At 55.1% G+C, this 17748-nt stretch carries 18 protein-coding genes; all 18 read right to left on the bottom strand.

All coding sequences use genetic code 11. The features are described from left to right. Positions 1–63 precede the first annotated feature (63 nt). The 18 genes from hisIE to uvrB all read right to left on the bottom strand — a co-directional run bounded on the left by hisIE (position 64) and on the right by uvrB (position 17681). Positions 64–708: a bifunctional phosphoribosyl-AMP cyclohydrolase/phosphoribosyl-ATP diphosphatase HisIE gene (gene hisIE / locus BSEL_RS05680; RefSeq protein WP_013172044.1), complete on the bottom strand. Its 645-nt coding sequence runs from the start codon at positions 706–708 to the stop codon at positions 64–66. After that, a complete protein-coding gene (gene hisF / locus BSEL_RS05675; protein ID WP_013172043.1) occupies positions 705–1463 on the bottom strand; it encodes an imidazole glycerol phosphate synthase subunit HisF in 759 nt (252 codons plus the stop codon). The genes hisIE and hisF overlap by 4 nt, the downstream gene beginning before the upstream one ends. After that, positions 1457–2200: a 1-(5-phosphoribosyl)-5-[(5-phosphoribosylamino)methylideneamino]imidazole-4-carboxamide isomerase gene (gene hisA, locus BSEL_RS05670; RefSeq protein WP_013172042.1), complete on the bottom strand. Its 744-nt coding sequence runs from the start codon at positions 2198–2200 to the stop codon at positions 1457–1459. Before hisA ends, hisF begins: the two co-directional genes overlap by 7 nt. Then, positions 2200–2820 (bottom strand): imidazole glycerol phosphate synthase subunit HisH, encoded by a 621-nt coding sequence (hisH, locus tag BSEL_RS05665; protein WP_013172041.1) that lies wholly within the window; start codon positions 2818–2820, stop codon positions 2200–2202. The genes hisA and hisH overlap by 1 nt, the downstream gene beginning before the upstream one ends. Continuing rightward, positions 2817–3410 carry an imidazoleglycerol-phosphate dehydratase HisB gene (gene hisB, locus BSEL_RS05660; RefSeq protein ID WP_013172040.1) on the bottom strand — a complete coding sequence of 198 codons (594 nt, stop codon included), beginning with the start codon at positions 3408–3410 and terminating at the stop codon, positions 2817–2819. Before hisB ends, hisH begins: the two co-directional genes overlap by 4 nt. Next, a complete protein-coding gene (gene hisD / locus BSEL_RS05655) occupies positions 3407–4681 on the bottom strand; it encodes a histidinol dehydrogenase (RefSeq protein WP_013172039.1) in 1275 nt (424 codons plus the stop codon). Before hisD ends, hisB begins: the two co-directional genes overlap by 4 nt. After that, positions 4678–5331 carry an ATP phosphoribosyltransferase gene (hisG, locus tag BSEL_RS05650; protein WP_013172038.1) on the bottom strand — a complete coding sequence of 218 codons (654 nt, stop codon included), beginning with the start codon at positions 5329–5331 and terminating at the stop codon, positions 4678–4680. The genes hisD and hisG overlap by 4 nt, the downstream gene beginning before the upstream one ends. Next, positions 5331–6518 carry an ATP phosphoribosyltransferase regulatory subunit gene (locus tag BSEL_RS05645; RefSeq protein ID WP_013172037.1) on the bottom strand — a complete coding sequence of 396 codons (1188 nt, stop codon included), beginning with the start codon at positions 6516–6518 and terminating at the stop codon, positions 5331–5333. The genes hisG and BSEL_RS05645 overlap by 1 nt, the downstream gene beginning before the upstream one ends. Before the next feature lie 189 nt (positions 6519–6707). Next, positions 6708–7229, bottom strand: a complete 522-nt coding sequence (locus tag BSEL_RS05640; protein ID WP_013172036.1) for an acyltransferase — start codon at positions 7227–7229, stop codon at positions 6708–6710. A 21-nt stretch (positions 7230–7250) separates the two neighbouring features. Continuing rightward, positions 7251–7904 carry a pyrophosphatase PpaX gene (ppaX, locus tag BSEL_RS05635; protein ID WP_013172035.1) on the bottom strand — a complete coding sequence of 218 codons (654 nt, stop codon included), beginning with the start codon at positions 7902–7904 and terminating at the stop codon, positions 7251–7253. Positions 7905–7930: 26 nt separating this feature from the next. After that, positions 7931–8908, bottom strand: coding sequence for a nucleoside recognition domain-containing protein (locus tag BSEL_RS05630; RefSeq protein ID WP_013172034.1), 978 nt, complete (start codon positions 8906–8908; stop codon positions 7931–7933). Positions 8909–8960: 52 nt separating this feature from the next. Continuing rightward, positions 8961–9821: a prolipoprotein diacylglyceryl transferase gene (gene lgt / locus BSEL_RS05625; protein ID WP_013172033.1), complete on the bottom strand. Its 861-nt coding sequence runs from the start codon at positions 9819–9821 to the stop codon at positions 8961–8963. 24 nt (positions 9822–9845) lie between these two features. Next, entirely contained in the window at positions 9846–10784 is a 939-nt protein-coding gene (hprK, locus tag BSEL_RS05620) for an HPr(Ser) kinase/phosphatase (RefSeq protein ID WP_013172032.1), read from the bottom strand. 176 nt (positions 10785–10960) lie between these two features. After that, positions 10961–11317 (bottom strand): phage holin family protein, encoded by a 357-nt coding sequence (locus BSEL_RS05615; protein ID WP_013172031.1) that lies wholly within the window; start codon positions 11315–11317, stop codon positions 10961–10963. 3 nt (positions 11318–11320) lie between these two features. Next, positions 11321–11512, bottom strand: a complete 192-nt coding sequence (locus BSEL_RS05610) for a PspC domain-containing protein (RefSeq protein WP_013172030.1) — start codon at positions 11510–11512, stop codon at positions 11321–11323. 46 nt (positions 11513–11558) lie between these two features. Beyond that, the gene (locus BSEL_RS05605; protein WP_013172029.1) at positions 11559–12677 is read right to left on the bottom strand and encodes a DUF4097 family beta strand repeat-containing protein; all 1119 of its coding nucleotides are present in this window, start codon (positions 12675–12677) and stop codon (positions 11559–11561) included. 125 nt (positions 12678–12802) lie between these two features. Further along, positions 12803–15676, bottom strand: coding sequence for an excinuclease ABC subunit UvrA (uvrA, locus tag BSEL_RS05600; RefSeq protein WP_013172028.1), 2874 nt, complete (start codon positions 15674–15676; stop codon positions 12803–12805). A gap of 7 nt (positions 15677–15683) precedes the next feature. After that, complete coding sequence (gene uvrB / locus BSEL_RS05595) at positions 15684–17681, bottom strand: excinuclease ABC subunit UvrB (protein ID WP_013172027.1); 1998 nt, start codon at positions 17679–17681, stop codon at positions 15684–15686. Between the last annotated feature and the right edge of the window lie 67 nt (positions 17682–17748).

Here is a 17748-nt window from a genome sequence, read left to right as displayed (position 1 = left end):
AAAGCCCGCATCAGTTCCGGTAACCACCGGTCTGATGCGGGCTTTATTTCGTATACACACGTTTCAGTCTTCCGTTTTGTTCTTCTTGGCATGCCGGTCTTCGAGGCGCTGAAGCACGGCGTCTAACGGCAGCTTCTGCTCTCTCAGGAGAACGAGGAGGTGAAACAGAAAATCCGCACTCTCCCACGTCAGCTCCTCAGGGTCCCGGTTCTTCGCCGCGATGATGATCTCCCCGGCTTCTTCCCCGATTTTCTTAAGAATTTTATCAACGCCTTCGTCAAAGAGGTAGGTCGTGTACGATCCTTCCGGACGCTCCGCTTCCCGTTTGGCGAGGAGAGTTTCGAGTTCTTGAATAATCGCAAAACGGTCTTTTCGGACTTCCGGCGTCGCTTTCTTCTGCCAGAGGACGTCGGAAAAACAGCTGACCGTGCCCTTGTGGCAGGCAGGTCCGGCTGGTTCGACGAGGACGACGAGGGCATCCTGATCGCAGTCGTAACGGATTTCCGTCACGGCCTGGGTATTCCCGCTCGTCGCGCCTTTATGCCACAGTTCCTGGCGGGAGCGGCTGTAAAACCACGTCTCACCGGTTTCTTTCGTTTTTTCAAGAGACGCTTCGTTCATATAGGCGACTGTGAGGACTTCCTTTGTCTGACTGTCCTGCACCACCGCCGGCACGAGTCCCTGTTCATCAAATCGGATCTCTGTCATCGAATCGCCAGCCCCTTTGTTTTCAAATAGTCTTTCACCGCTTCCACGGACGTCTCTTTATAGTGGAAGATGGACGCTGCGAGCGCCGCATCCGCCTTGCCGTCGGTAAACACGTCGTAGAAGTCCTCCTGACCGCCGGCACCGCCCGAGGCGATGACCGGCACAGGAACCGCCTCACTGACGGCTCGGGTCAATGCGTTGTCAAAACCGGTTTTCTCCCCGTCCTGATCCATGCTTGTCAGAAGAATCTCACCGGCTCCCCGGCGAACCGCCTCTTTGACCCAATCAAGGACGTCCCAGTCCGTTTCCCGGCGTCCGCCATGGGTATACACCGTCCACGAGCCCCGCTTCGGATCCCGCTTCGCATCGACGGCCACCACGATGCACTGGGCACCGAAGAAGTCCGACCCTTCCGTAATCAGCTCCGGACGGTTCACCGCTGCGGTATTCAGGGAGACTTTATCCGCCCCTGCCCGGAGGATCCGCTTCATGTCTTCAAGGGTGTTGATTCCTCCGCCAACGGTGAAGGGGATGGCGAGCTTCCCTGCGACCTGTTCCACGACGTCCACCATCGTCTCCCGGCCTTCATGGGAGGCGGAGATATCGAGAAACACGAGTTCATCGGCGCCCTGCTGATCATAAAAGGCTGCCATTTCAACAGGATCCCCGGCGTCGCGGAGATTGACAAACTGAATCCCTTTGACGACCCGTCCTTCCGTAACATCAAGACAGGGAATAATCCGCTTTGTCAGCATGGGCCCTGCACCTCCTTCAACGCTTCTTCCACCTGAATCCGGTCGGTGTAGATCGCTTTTCCGACGATTGCGCCGGCCACGCCGTCATTGCAATTCGCTTTAAGCTCCGTCAAATCCGCCATCTCACTGACGCCGCCTGACGCGATGACCTCTTTACCGGTAACCCGGGCCAGTGACGCGATGGCTTCAACGTTCGGCCCGCTCAGCATCCCGTCTCTCGAGATGTCCGTCATGATAAAGGTCTCCGCTCCGAACTCCGCCAGGCGGACGCCGAGGTCTTCGGCTTTGACTTCAGACGTCTCCAGCCAGCCGTGCGTCGCGACGAAGCCGTCTCTTGCATCGATCCCGATGGCAATGCGGTTTCCGCCGAATTCCTCGAGCATCGCTTTGACGAAATCCGGATCCGAAATCGCTGCACTGCCGAGAATGACCCGGTCCACGCCGGCATCGAGATACGTCTTCACGTTGTCCCGGTTGCGGATCCCACCGCCAACCTGGATCTTGCAGTCAAGCTCCCTGGCTGCGCGGATCACTTCTTCGTGGTTCACAGGCTGCCCTTTTTTAGCGCCGTCAAGGTCCACCATATGTACCCAGACCGCTCCTTTATCCGAAAACGAGCGGGCCATCTCATAAGGCGAATCCCCGTAAACCGTTTCTTTGTCATAGTCCCCCTGCAACAGGCGGACGCATTTGCCCCCGCGAATATCAATGGCAGGGTATACCGTAAACTCGCTCATCAGACGGCACCTCCTTTATATTCGACGAAATTCTTCAGCATCGTCATGCCGACGACGCTGCTTTTCTCCGGATGAAACTGTGTGCCCCAGACATTGTCGCGCCCGGCAACGGCCGTCACCTGTTCACCGCCGTATTCAGCGGAGGCAATGAGGATTTCCTTTCGGTCGGCAACAACAAAGTAGGAGTGCACGAAATAGACATGCCCGCCGTCAAGACCCTGCAGAACCGGATGGGCAGGCTGTTCAAAGGTCAGCTCGTTCCACCCCATATGCGGCACCTTATAGTCGCCGCCCGGGAACTTCTTTACTTTTCCAGGCAGGACAGAGAGTCCTTTCGTCGGGCCGTTTTCCTCACTCTCATCAAAGAGAAGCTGCATCCCGAGGCAGATCCCGAGGAGCGGTTTGCCGTCTTCGATCCATTCATGAATAAATGGAACGAGCCCGCGCTTCCCGAGTTCATCCATCCCGTCCTTAAAGGCACCGACGCCCGGGAGAATCAGACAGTCCGCCTTCTTCAGCTCTTCGGGATCTTCGGAGAGAAAACAGTCCCGGCCGAGCCGTTCCACCGCCTTTGTCACACTGTGCAGATTGCCCATTCCGTAATCAATGATTCCGATCATGACAGACTTCCTTTCGTGGACGGCACACCTTTGACACGCGGATCAAGCTGTGTCGCTTCATCGAGAGCGCGGCCGAGGGCCTTAAAGATCGCTTCGATAATATGATGCACGTTCGTTCCGTAATGGACGATGACGTGCAGATTGATCCGGGCTTCAAGAGCAAGCTTCCAAAGAAATTCTTCGATGAGCTCCGTATCAAACGTCCCCACCTTCGTCGCCGGGATCTCGCCTTTCAGGACGAAATGCGGCCGGTTACTGAGATCCACCACGACCTGTGCCAAGGCATCATCCATCGGCACGAAGGCATTGCCGTAGCGGCGGATGCCCTTTTTGTCACCGAGGGCTTCCTTCAACGCGTCACCAAGCACAATCCCCATGTCTTCCGTTGTATGATGATCATCAATCTCCGTGTCACCGCGCCCATCGAGGATCAGATCAAACAACCCGTGACGGGTAAAAAGATCGAGCATATGGGTCATAAACGGCACGTCGGTCTTGAGATCCGCCTGACCTTCACCGTCAATCGCAAAGGTCAGGGCAATCTGTGTTTCGTTTGTGATGCGTGATTTCTCCGCTTGTCGCTTTGTCATTCTGAGTCCTCCAATCGTTGTTCCACAGCCCGGGCGTGAGCTTCGAGCTCTTCGAGACGGGCGAATGCGGCAATCTTTTTGCCGTTCGTCACCGCAGCTTCCTTGCTGTAGGCGATGATGCTCGATTTCTTCGTAAAATCCTCCACCGTGAGCGGACTTGAAAAACGGGCCGTGCCGTTGGTCGGCAGGATGTGGTTCGGTCCGGCAAAGTAATCCCCGACAGGCTCAGAGCTCTGTTCACCGAGGAAGATCGCCCCGGCGTGACGGATTTTCGGCAACAGCGCCCACGGATCGGCGACCTGTACTTCGAGGTGCTCGGCAGCCAAATCATTAATCGCCGCCACCGCCTGATCCATCGATTCTGCGAGGTACACGGCGCCGTGGTCCCGAATCGACGCTTCTGCAATGTCTCGTTTCGGCAGGGTCTTCAGCTGTTCTTCCACCTCGATCGTGACCGCTTCAGCGAGTGCACGGTCGTCGGTAACAAGGACCGCGGACGCCATCGGATCATGTTCCGCCTGACTCAGCATATCCGCGGCCACGTATGCAGGCTTTGCCGAATGATCGGCAAGAATCGCAATTTCACTCGGTCCTGCGATCATATCGATATCCACAGTCCCGTAGACGAGCTGTTTGGCGAGGGCAACGAAGATGTTCCCCGGACCGGTGATCTTGTCCACCGGCTCCATGCCGGCCATCCCGTAGGTCAATGCCCCGATGGCCTGTGCACCGCCGACTTTCCAGACCTCCGTGACACCGAGCTCTTTCGCCGTTGCGAGCACGATATCCGTCAGGCTCCCGTCCTTTTGCGGCGGGGAGACCATGACGATCCGCCCGACGCCGGCGACCTGCGCCGGTACGACGTTCATGATGATCGAAGAGGGATACGCCGCGAGTCCGCCAGGGACGTATACCCCTGCCGAATCAAGAGGCGTCACCTTCTGTCCGAGAATCGTCCCGTCCGGATTCGTTGAAAACCAGGACTGCTGGACCTGGCGCTCGTGGAAAGCACGGATATTGGCGATCGCTTCCTGAATAATCTTGCGGGTCTCGTCGCTCATGCTGTCATGGGCCGCTTTCAGTTCTTCTTCCGTCACACGGATCGAATCCGGTTCGACGCCGTCAAACTGACGGGTATAGCGCACGACGGCATCGTAGCCTTCCGTCTTGACGGCATGGAGAATCTCTTCTACCGCCCTGCGCTGATCCGACGTCCCCTGATCGATGCTTCGTTTTAACGACAAATCGTCTGTGACTGGGGTAATCTTCATAACCGATCCTCTCCTTGTCCGTTAATGACCTGATCGAGCCGGTCGACCATTGGGTCAATCATCGCCGCTTTTGTCCGGTAGCTTACCGGATTGACGATAAAGCGCGACGTGATATTGATCATCTCCTCGATTTCCACGAGGCCATTCTCTTTCAGCGTCTGACCGGTGGAGACGATGTCGACGATGCGGTCTGCGAGACCGACAATCGGCGCGAGTTCAATCGAGCCGTTCAGCTTGATGATCTCCACCTGTTCGCCCTTCTGGCGGAAATACTCACTCGTCAGATTCGGGTACTTTGACGCGATTTTCGGCGCCACTTCCCCGCCGGCCCGGTAGCTCGGCAGGGCCGCAACGGCCATGTAGCACGCGCTGATTTTCAAATCGAGCACCTCATAGACGTCCCGCTTCTCTTCAATCATGACGTCCTTCCCGGCGACACCGACATCGGCAACCCCGTGCTCCACATACGTCGGCACGTCCATCGGCTTGGCAAGAATAAACCGCATCCCGGCTTCGGGTACGTCGATAATCAGTTTTCTGGAATCCTCAAATTCTTCCGTAATCGGATAGCCTGCCTGTCGCAAGAGATCCACGGCTTCATCAAAAATCCGTCCCTTTGGCATCGCCACCGTCAACAGTTCTTCATTCATCACCTGGCACCTCCATTTCCCTGACTTCCAATGACGTACACAACGTCCTGAAACCCTTCTGTAAACGCGTCCACGTCCTTGACCCCGGCCACGTCCTGCATCACGACGCGACGGCCGTTCCCCCGCTCCTTCACGGCGGTATCGAGTGCTTCTATTCGCCGGTTCGCACTGTAGACGATACAGAGGTCCTGGCTGACCTGTGGTGTCTTCGTGCCGAGGGCTTCCGTGAGACGGTCGAGTCTGAGACCGAACCCGGTCGCAGGCTCCGGATGCTCAAACTGATCGAGGAGGCTGTCATAGCGTCCGCCGCTTCCGACTGGGGAGCCGAGTCCCTGGCTGTATGCTTCAAAAACGACGCCCGTGTAATAGCTCATATGCATCACAAGGTTCAGATCGAGGGTGATCTGATTATTCAGGCCGTACTGTTCAAGAATCCCCACAAGGTCCCGGAGTTCCTTCAGGGCCGCTTTTCCTTCCGGACTGCTTACAAGGGTGTCTGCTTCAGACAGCACGTCACTGGTTCCTTTCAGTTTCAACAGTCCGGTGAGACGCTGCTTGTCGATACCGGAGAGAGGCAGATCATTGACGGCTTTTCGGAAACCGACATAGTTTTTCTCATACAGATAGCGTCTGAACACCGCCGTCCGTTCTTCGTTGCCGAGGACTTCTGATAACAGGGCATTGACGAAACCGATGTGCCCGATTGCCACCTGATAGCCACTGAGCCCCGCTTCTTTCATCGACGCAGCCATTAAAGCAATGATTTCCGCATCGGCACTGCTCGATCCGTCTCCGATCAGCTCGCAGCCGATCTGTTCAAATTCTGCCGGACGGCCGCCTTCACGTTGCTGGGCCCGGAACACCGGCGCATCATACGTCAGCCGGAGCGGGCGCTGACCCGACCGGAGCGTTGATGCCGCGATCCGTGCGATCGGTGCCGTCATATCCGGACGCAACACGAGGGTGTTCCCCTCCTGATCAAGGAGCTTAAAGAGCTGCTGGTCGAGAATCGCCGAGGACTGCCCCACCGTTTCGTAAAATTCGAGCGTCGGCGTGGCGATCTGTTCGTACCCCCAGCGCGTGACCTCAAGCCCGATGGCATTACGGAGCTTTCGTTTCAGTTCAAAGAGTTCCGGAAGCGTGTCCCGCATTCCGAGCGGTTTTTCAAACATAAACAGTTTCGACATTCTATGTCCCTGCCTTTCCATCCGTTCTGTTTTTCTTCACACCCGCACTTTAGTATGCTAATGTGATAGAGTGATAAAGAATATAATCTGAAGTTTACAGGTTTCCCAGGCAAGAATCAAGTGAAAATCATGATTTCAGCAGGATTCCTGCCTCTCTTTTCCGGTGTCTTGTCAAAAAAGGACCACCGGTTATGAGTCCGCTGGTCCATCCTGATCCTGGTATTCGTCTTTGATGCGGATGATCCGCATCGGATTGCCCCCGACAAACGCGCCCGCAGGCACATCCTGATTGACGAGGGTCGCAGCCGAAATCACGGCACCGTCCCCGATCGTCACACCAGGAAGGATCGTCGTATTGGCTCCGACCATGACCTCACTGCCGATCGTAACGGCGCCAAGGCGGTATTCTTCAATCAGGTATTCATGCGCGAGGATCGTCGTATTGTAGCCGATAACGGAATTGTCCCCGACGCTGATCTTCTCCGGAAACATCACATCCGGCATCACCATCAGGGCAAAGGCGGTCTTCTCCCCGACCTTCATCCTGAGAAACGTCCGGTAAAGCCAGTTTTTCACCGGCAAAACCGGTGTATAGCGCGCCAACTGAATGACGATGAAGTTTTTCATCACCTTCAAAAACGGCACAGTCTGATAGATTTGCCAAAGGGAATTGGCATTTTCCACCTGGTGGCGTTCGGTTTTCCGTCCCATCGGGCACCCCCTGTTTTCGGCTTATGTACGCGTCTTCAGATAGTCAAGCAGATCTGTCATTGACTCCAGCATGACGTCCGGTGAAAAGCTTTCGAGATGCGCCTTGCCATGCACGCTCCAGGACACACCTGCCGTCCATGTCCCGGCATTCTTCCCTGACAGGATGTCGTGCTCGCTGTCACCGACCATAACCGCCTGATCCGCTTCTGAGCCGAGCCCTTCAAGGGCCCGCTCCACCGGCTGCGCGTCCGGCTTGTATTTCGTCACCTCGTCGAGACTGACGATGACCGGGAAAAACGAACCAAGGTTCATGAGCTCAATCCCCCGAAGTGCGGTATCCCTGCGTTTTGATGTGACGATCCCCATCTTGTACCCTTCTTTTTTCAAGGATTCAAGGGTCTCTATCACACCTGCGTATTCCGTAACGAGATCGTCATGATTCGTATGGTTAAACCGGCGGTATTCCTGGATCATCTCCTCGACTTGCCCCGGGTTCAAACGCCCGAACGTCTCTGAGAGCGGCGGACCGATAAAGCTCACAACCTCATCCCGGGAATAGTCGCGCTCCGGGAAATACACTTTTAATGTGTGTTCAAAGGAGGCAATGATCAGATCAATCGTGTTGATCAGCGTGCCGTCCAAATCAAACAGTATCGTATCAATCTTGCGCGTCATGCCAAACAGTCCCTTCCATTTATTCCTTATTTCGATGCCGCCCTTGCAGCATCCTCCACACCTGTTTCCTCTGCATCCTTCTCCCGCTTTCCTTTATCGATCCTGTTCCAAACGACGGCCACCGCGATGGTTAACAGAACCGCGGTCACAAGCCGGACGAGAAGAAGTGGCCAGAGAGGGATCCCGAGTGGCGCGAAAATGAGCGTATCCTCAATCACCGCGTGACAGGCGACGAGGAAGATGAAGACGAGATACAGATCTTTCTTACTGATGTTGTCTTCCTTCACCGCCTGAATCATGACCCCCGCGCCATAAGCAAGACCAAAGACCGTCCCGGCAGCAAGGGTTGTAGACGTATTCTTCTCCACACCCAACAGCTTCGTAAAGGGCCCCATCATGTTCGAGAAATACCTGAGCCAGTTGAGATCCTTCATCACCTGAATAAACAGCATGATCGGGATGACGATGGCCGCGAGCTGGAGGATCCCGATGATCGCGCTCTCCATCCCGTGAAGGGCAATGTGCCACCAGCCGTCAATCGTCTCGCCCGATGAAGACGGGACAAATCCGTACGACGCCTGTTCCGCGCCGCCCTGCCAAAGAAGATGAATCAGCCATGCCGACACCGCAGCAAGGCCGAGACGCACAATCAGCACCACCGTCACACTGAGCCCCACCTGCCGGACTACCGCTGATTCCACAAACAGGTTGTGGGAAAACGACAGCATCACGGCCAGGATGAACACTTCTTTGACGGCAAGCTCCATCGTAAGCATCGCCCCGATCGCCGCATAGAGATTAAGCATATTGCCAAGAACGAGGACAATGGCGGCTTCACCAGGAAGACCAAACGTCCTCATCAGCGGGGCGAGCATGCGGGTCAGCCCGTCCATGAGCGCGGTCTGGCTGAGCATCGTGATGATCAGCGTAATCGGGAAAATGATCTTCCCGAGCTTCCAGGTTGTCCAGAGCCCCGTCGCTAGGCCTTTTCGAATCGTGTCCACGGCATGTGCCCCCTTTCCTTTCAGAATTGGCTTCTGCCGGTCTTTGTCCGGCTTATTTTTTCTTCGTCTTGTTCTTCTTTTTCAGATTCTTCGTTCTCGTATCCGAATCATCGAGATAGCGGTCATCGGCAAGGCCGTTCTTTCGTCTGTATATCGCAATGGCGAGAGCACCAATTACCAGTGCCGCAGACAGAAGCATCGCCGTCGGGATCCCGAAGAAGAGCAGCTGATCCGTACGCATGTATTCAATGACGAACCGCCCGACGGAGTACCAGATGGCAAACGCCATAAAAATCTCACCCTGTCGCAGGTTCACCTGTCTTAAGTACAGAAGAAGCGCAACCCCGAGGAGATTCCAAATCGATTCGTACAGAAACGTCGGCTGGTAATAGGCGCCATTAATGTACATTTGATTAATGATAAACTCCGGCAGCATCATATTCTCAAGGAATTGGCGGCTCACTTCGTGACCGTACACTTCCTGATTCATGAAGTTGCCCCACCGTCCAATCGCCTGGGCAAGCAGCACACTCGGTGCCACGACGTCCGCAAGGCGCCAGAAGGAGTAGCCTTTTTTCTTCGCAAACACAAGCCCCGTAATCGTCCCTGCAATCAGACCGCCGTGAATCGCAATGCCGCCTTCCCAAATAAAGAGGACACTGACGGGATTATCGGCAAACTGTTCCCAGCGGAAGATCACATAGTAAATCCGCGCACCGATGATCCCCATCGGCAGCATCCAAAGCAAGAGATCCGCGATCAGGTCATCGGGGTACCCCCGTTTTTTCGCTTCACTGTTGGCAATGAAATACCCGATCAGGGCACCCAGGCCGATTAACAGACCGTACCACTGAATCGTAATCGGCCCTAATTCAAGAAAGACCGGATCTAATGGCTGTATAGTGTAAAACATGCTTTCACCTCATTTAACAATAGTTTAAAATTCGTCCCTGTCGCCTTCTTCAATCACATTGGAGAGGCGTTCGGAAAACTGTTCGGCGGCGTTGATTCCCATCCGCTTCAACCGGAAATTCATCGCCGCCACTTCAATGATGACAGCAAGGTTACGACCGGGTCTCACCGGAACCGTAATCTTCGGCAAGTCCGTATCAAAGATCCGGATATAATCCTCATCGAGTCCAAGGCGGTCATACTGTTTCTTCTGATCCCAGATTTCAAGGTCGATCGTCAGGCCGAGACGCTTGTAGTTGCGGACAGCACCGGCACCAAAGAGCGTCATCACATTGATGATGCCGAGTCCGCGGATCTCAAGAAGATGACGGATCAGCTCCGGCGATGTCCCGACGAGTTCCCCCGGGTGTTCCTGACGGATTTCAACGGAATCATCTGCAACAAGGCGGTGGCCACGACGGACAAGGTCGAGGGCCGTCTCACTCTTCCCGACCCCGCTCGAGCCGGTAATGAGCACGCCAATCCCGTAAATGTCGATCAATACACCGTGCATCGCCGTCATCGGTGCCAAATGACTCTCGAGATGTGTCGTCAGCAGACTGCTCAGCCTCGTCGTCGTGAGCATCGACTGCAGCACCGGCACGCCCACTTCATTGGCCGCTTCGATGAGCGCATCCGGGGCATTCAAGCCTCTTGAGAGGACGATCGCCGGCGTATCATATGTACACAGTCCCTTCATCCGCTCTTCCTGTTCCTCGGTATCAAGTTCATAGAAAAACGACATCTCCGTCTTCCCGAGGAGCTGGATCCGTTTCGCCGGGTAGTACGTAAAGTAACCCGCCATTTCCATCCCCGGACGGGAAATATCGCTCGTCGTAATCGGACGAAAGGACACTTCATCATTATCATTTAACAGGTCAAGATCAAATTCCTTCATCAGTTCTTTTGCCGTAATTTCAACCATGGTTTTTCCTCCTTCAAACTTCTCGCATGCAACAACCTCTATTCTAGCATAATCACACCTCGTGTAACCGCATAATGTATCAGGAAATCCTCATGCGTTGTGCCGGCTATCGATTTCATTGAACCGGGTGAAAGCATAAGAAAAAGGCAAAGGACGAGATGTCCCTTACCTGAATCTTACCTCTTCGTAATCGGATCGACGAGAAACGACTGAATCAGCGCCGTCACGAGCGATACGACAATGGCGGCGACAATCGCCCAGCCGAAGCCGTCGATCACGAAGCTGTCACCCATAATCGCTGACGTCAGCATCAGCGTGATCGCATTCAGGACGAATAAAAACAGCCCCAAAGTCAAAATCGTGATCGGCAGTGTCAATACGAACAGAATCGGTTTCACGATGATGTTCACCACCGCGAGGATAAATGCCGCGAGGAGGGCGGCACCGAAGCCGCCCACATCAATGGCCTGGAAAAAATGCGCCACAATCATGAGGGCAACGGCGTTTACCACGAGCTGAATCAGCCAACTCATCGGTTACACCTCGCCTTCCATCGGGATGGTGAATACCGCGACGAGGTATCCGAGGATCACGAAGATATGGGCAGGAAATAACAGGATCAGTACGACAAGGCGAACAACGGTGGGGTCAATATTGAAATAGGCACCGAGTCCCCCGCATACGCCTGCGATTTTCCGGTCTTGCACGGAGCGTGTCAGTTTCTTCATTTGAGCCACATCCTTTCAATGTCTGACGTTGGATGCTTTCGTCCATTCAGACGCGTGTAATTACGGATCCGGTGTGGGATTCCGCTTCGATATAATAATTCGGTTCCACGTGCTTGTTCGCAATAAACGTCATCTTGCGGCTCCCGAACTCTTTTTTCTCTTCAAGGACATTGCATTCAGGCAGCTCATTGCGGATCGAGCCGACGTTCGTCCGGAGCTCGCCTTCAATCCGGAGGCTATCATGGAGCCTCGCCTGAATCGATCCGGCAGACGTCTTCAGATACGCACGTCCCCGCTTCGCTTCGTTGACATAAAGCTGAATTGTGCCATTGACCGTCTCCGCATCGAAATCCCCGCCGCCTGCGGCTACCGTAATCGTGCCGTTGATCGTCTTTACGTCCGTCTGATCCACGTTCAGCTGATCGACGGTCACCGTACCGTTTGCCGTCTCAAGCTTGGCATACTCCCCTTCAAGGGCGCTCAGGCGGATCTTGCCGTTGATCGTTTTGATCTCGACTTTGCGGCATGAGAGGGCTTTCGATTCAATGCTTCCGTTAAATGTATACAGCTGGACCTTCATCAGTTCCTGCTTCGGAACATAAATGACGGTATTGACCTTCATCGTCTTGCGGTTGACGTGATACTTCAGGAGTCCGTCACGAACCCGGAAGTCCACTTCATCGAGGAAGGCTTTTCGCGCTTCTTCCGCGTCTTTGACCCGGTATACCTTGACGTGGTTCTCGACGCGCACCTGATCCTCATCCGTCGGAATGAATGTGATGCTGCCGTTCTCCACATGGACGTCGACCTTCTCAATTGCCGAGACGTGGTGCTGGAAAATGTGCTCCACTTCCACGGCCGAACCGAAGTTGAAGTCGAGGTCGAACTCTTTGATCTTGTGAAAGGCATCGTCGACAAAATCCGAGAACTTTGCCGCAAAGCTCCGCACCTTTTCTTCGGTGCCGTAAAACTCCCGGCGCTCTTCCCACTTCACATCCCGCGACGGAAAATGGCTCTCCGCAGACGGGCGCTCCTGTTCTTCCTCTTGAGCGGCGTCCTTCTGTTCCGGGCGCTCTCTCAGCTCTTTTAACAGTTCAAGTCCTTCTTCCGCTGTGACCTTTCCGTCCTCAATCATCTTCAGAATCATCTTTTGTTCTTCTTGCATGGCGGAATCTCCTCCTTGGGCTTTTTCTGGATCGCCTGATTTGTCTTCATTATAACAAGCGTCAGGCAGGTCTGTCCTACGGCCTCGGCTGTGAGATGGCTAAGCCTTCAGGCGTAGTTTGGCGCTTATCTCGCCGCCCTCGCCTGAATGCGTTCCTCCATACGTTTACGTTCCCGCTCGAGGACAGGTTTCAGAAATGTCCCGGTGTACGATGCCGGCACTTCACAGACGGCTTCGGGAGTCCCTTCTGCAACGAGGGTACCGCCCTTGTCGCCGCCTTCAGGACCCAAATCAATGATATGATCCACCGTTTTGATGACGTCTAGGTTATGCTCGATGACAAGCACAGTATCCCCGTTCTCAACGAGGCGCTGCAGCACCTTCAGGAGCCGGTCAATATCATGGACATGGAGCCCTGTTGTCGGCTCATCAAGGATGTACAGGCTCTTGCCCGTCGAGCGTCTGTGGAGCTGTGACGCGAGCTTCACCCGCTGGGCTTCCCCGCCGGACAACGTCGTGGACGGCTGACCGAGCTTCATATACCCGAGGCCGACGTCATAGAGGGTGTCAATCTTCCGCTTAATGCGCGGGATGTTTTCGAAAAAGACGCGTGCGTCCTCGACGGTCATCTCGAGAACTTCCGCGATGTTCTTGCCCTTGTACGTGACCTCCAGGGTATCGCGGTTATAGCGTTTGCCGTCGCATTCTTCACACGGTACATAGACGTCCGGCAAAAAGTGCATCTCGATCTTGATGATCCCGTCACCTCGGCACGCTTCACAGCGGCCGCCTTTGACGTTGAAGCTGAAGCGGCCTTTCTTGTAGCCTCGCACCTTCGCTTCGTTCGTCATGGCAAACACGTCGCGGATCTGATCAAAGACACCGATGTATGTCGCCGGATTGGAGCGCGGCGTCCGTCCGATCGGAGACTGGTCGATATCCACGACTTTATCAAGGAGCTCCATATGATGCACCGCTTTATGTTTCCCCGGCTTGTCCTTCGCCACCGTCAGTCGCTGCGCGAGGGACTTAAAGAGGATGTCGTTGATGAGCGTACTCTTCCCGGAGCCTGAAACGCCGGTAACAGCAAGAAACAGGCCAAGGGGGATGTCCACTGTCGTTCCTTTCAGGTTGTTCGCTTCGGCTCCTTCAATCGTGAGCTTCCGATCCGTGACCGGACGGCGCTCCTGAGGCAGCGGGATAAACTTTTCCCCAGAGAGGTACTGGCCGGTGAGGGAGCCCTCCTGGGCCATAACTTCTTCCGGCGTCCCTGTCGCGCAAATCTCACCGCCGTGAACGCCAGCCCCGGGACCCACATCAATCAGGTGGTCCGCGGCGAGCATCGTGTCTTCATCGTGCTCGACCACAATCAGCGTATTTCCGAGGTCACGCATCCGCTTCAGCGTCTCAATCAGGCGGTGGTTATCCCGCTGATGAAGCCCGATGGACGGCTCATCAAGGATATACAGCACGCCCATCAGGGATGACCCGATCTGGGTCGCAAGCCGGATCCGCTGGGCTTCGCCGCCTGACAGAGTCCCGGCAGAGCGCGACATCGTCAAATACTCAAGCCCTACGTTAATCAGGAAGCCGAGCCGTTCATTGATCTCCCGCAGAATCATCCGGGCGATGGTCATCTCCTTTTCGGAGAGGTTCAGGCCGTCGAAAAACGACAAGGCATCCTGAATCGACTTCGCCGTCACTTCGGAGATATTATGACCGTTCACCTTCACCGACAGCGTCTCCGGCGAGAGGCGCTGCCCCTTGCAGGACGGACACGGATGCTCTGCCATATACTGTTCCATCTGTTCGCGGATATAGTCCGAAGACGTCTCGTGATAGCGGCGTGAGATGTTTGTCAGCACCCCTTCGAAATACATCTCTTTCTCACGGACCTTCCCGAATTCATTCTCATAGCGGAAAATGAATGATTCATCACGGTTCCCGCGCAGGATCAAATCGAGATCATCCTCCGGCAGGTCTTTCACCGGCACCGTCATGTCGATCCCGAAATGGTCACAGACCGACTTCAGCAGGGACGGATAATACGACGAACTCGTCGGTTTCCAGGCCAGGATCGCGTCGTCTTCAAGGGAGAGGCGCCGATCCGGAATGACGAGCTCTTCATCCACTTCAAGCTTCATCCCGAGCCCGTCACAGCGATCACAGGCACCGAAGGGACTGTTAAAGGAAAACATCCGCGGTTCAAGTTCCCCGACGGAAAACCCGCAGTGCGGGCAGGCATGACGCTGGCTGAAGAGAAGCTCTTCGTCCCCGATCACGTCGACAATCACCTGGCCGTCACCGAGCTTCAGGGCCGTTTCAATGGAGTCCGTCAGCCTTGAGCGGATCCCGTCTTTGATGACGATCCGGTCGATGACGACCTCGATGTTGTGCTTCTGGTTTTTGTTCAGTTCAAGCTCATCCGCTTCCGCCGCTTCCATCATCTCACCGTCAACGCGGATCCTGACGTAACCCGCTTTCTTCAGGTCCGTCAGCTGTTTCTTATGCTGTCCCTTTCTTCCGGCGACGACGGGGGCGAGGATTTGCAGCTTCGTGCGGTCCGGATAGTCGAGCACCTGATCGACCATGTTCGGGACGGTCTGTGACGAGATCTCGATCCCGTGTCTCGGACAGACCGGGCGCCCTACCCGTGCGTAAAGAAGCCGCAGGTAATCATAAATTTCCGTCACCGTCCCCACCGTCGAGCGGGGATTGCGGCTCGTCGTCTTCTGATCGATGGAGATGGCAGGAGACAGGCCTTCAATGGCATCCACGTCCGGTTTGTCCATCTGCCCGAGAAACTGACGGGCATAGGCAGACAGTGACTCCACATAGCGCCTTTGCCCCTCGGCATAGATCGTATCAAATGCGAGAGAGGATTTCCCGGAGCCCGAGAGCCCCGTCATCACCACCAGTTTGTCTCTCGGGATCGTTACATCGATGTTTTTTAAATTGTGGGACCGTGCCCCTTTGACCTTCAGATTGTCCAGTGCCATAGTCGATTCATCCTTCCGCTTTCAGTTCCAATACAATATCACGAAGCTCCGCAGCCCGCTCAAAATCAAGCTCCTTGGCCGCTTCCTTCATTTCTTTTTCCATGCGTTCAATCACTTTCTCCCGCTCCTTCTTACTGAGCTTCTCCTGCGGTGCTTTCGTAAAGGCTTCAAAGGCCTCTTCCTCGTCTGCCGCACGCGTCGCCTGAATCAGCTCTGGAATCGCCTTCACGATCGTCATCGGGGTAATCCCGTGCTCTTCGTTATAGGCTTCCTGAATGCTGCGGCGCCGCTTTGTCTCACTGATGGCGACGTCCATGGAGCGGGTGATTTTATCCGCGTACATGATGACATGGCCATTCGAATTCCGCGCTGCCCGGCCCATCGTCTGGATCAGGGACCGCTCGGCGCGGAGGAAACCTTCCTTGTCCGCGTCGAGGATGGCCACGAGGGACACCTCCGGAAGATCGAGCCCTTCTCTCAGGAGGTTGATCCCGACGAGGACGTCAAAATCCCCCCGGCGCAAATCACGGATGATCTGGATCCGCTCGAGGGTCTTAATATCCGAGTGCAGATACTGCACTCGGATCCCCACTTCTTTCAGGTAATCCGTCAGATCCTCGGACATTTTCTTAGTCAGTGTTGTGACAAGCACCCGTTCATCCCTCTCCGCACGCAAACGGATCTCTTCCAACAGATCATCAATCTGTCCTTCGATCGGACGCACGTCCACAGTCGGATCGAGGAGGCCTGTCGGCCGGATGATCTGTTCGGTCATTTCGGGATTTTTCTCAAGCTCATAAGGCCCGGGTGTCGCTGAGATAAACAGCGCCTGATGAATATGATCTTCAAACTCTTCGAATTTCAGCGGACGGTTGTCTTTCGCCGACGGCAGCCGGAACCCGTGATCGACCAGGACCTGCTTTCTCGCCTGGTCCCCGTTGTACATCCCGCGAACCTGCGGCAGTGTCACATGGGACTCATCAACGACGATGAGAAAATCATCGGGGAAATAGTCCAGAAGCGTATATGGGGTCGCACCAGGCTCCCGGAATGTCAGATGTCTCGAGTAGTTTTCGATCCCCGAGCAGTACCCCATCTCATGCATCATCTCGATGTCATAGCGGGTCCTTTGTTCAAGGCGCTGCGCCTCGAGCAGTTTGTCGTTGGCGTGGAGCTCTTTGAGCCGCTCTTCAAGCTCCGCCTCAATATTGACGATCGCACGCTTCAGCTTTTCTTCACGGGTAACGAAGTGAGACGCGGGGAAGATCGCCACATGATCCCGCTCCCCGAGAATCTCGCCGGTCAAAGCATCCACTTCCGTGATCCGGTCAATCTCGTCACCGAAAAATTCCACCCTCAGGCAGTGCTCATCCCTTGAGGCGGGGAAGATTTCCACGACGTCCCCGCGAACACGGAACGTCCCCCGGGTAAAATTGATGTCGTTTCGCTCATACTGTACGTCGACAAGCTGACGGAGCAGCTGATTGCGGTCCCGTTCCATCCCCGTCCGGAGAGACACAACCAGATCCCGGTACTCTTCCGGTGAACCCAGGCCATAAATGCACGAGACACTCGCGACAATCAGGACGTCGTTCCGCTCAAACAAAGCACTCGTTGCCGAATGGCGGAGCTTGTCGATCTCATCGTTGATACTTGCGTCTTTCTCTATATACGTATCCGACTGAGGGATATACGCCTCAGGCTGGTAATAGTCGTAGTAACTCACGAAGTACTCCACCCGGTTATTCGGGAAGAACTCTTTGAACTCACTGTACAGCTGCCCTGCGAGGGTCTTGTTATGGGCAATCACCAGCGTCGGCCGGTTGATCTCCTTGACCACATTCGACACGGTAAAGGTCTTGCCCGTCCCCGTAGCCCCGAGCAGCGTCTGAAAGGTCTTCTTCTCTTCAATGCCCCGAACCAGTTCTTCGATCGCTTTCGGCTGATCCCCGGCCGGGCTGTATTTGGATTCAAGCTGAAATACGTCCTGCGTCTCCGTTGCCATACGCTCATCTCCTTCGCTAGTGTCTTTTCCCTGTCTTGCCTGAAACTATGCACGCTTCTTCTCACTC

Origin of the sequence: [Bacillus] selenitireducens MLS10 (assembly GCF_000093085.1) — a bacterium.
Taxonomy (GTDB): Bacteria; Bacillota; Bacilli; order Bacillales; family Salisediminibacteriaceae; genus Salisediminibacterium; species Salisediminibacterium selenitireducens.
Note: the sequence above shows the minus strand (reverse complement) of the source record. Positions and strands in the feature narration are given on the sequence as shown.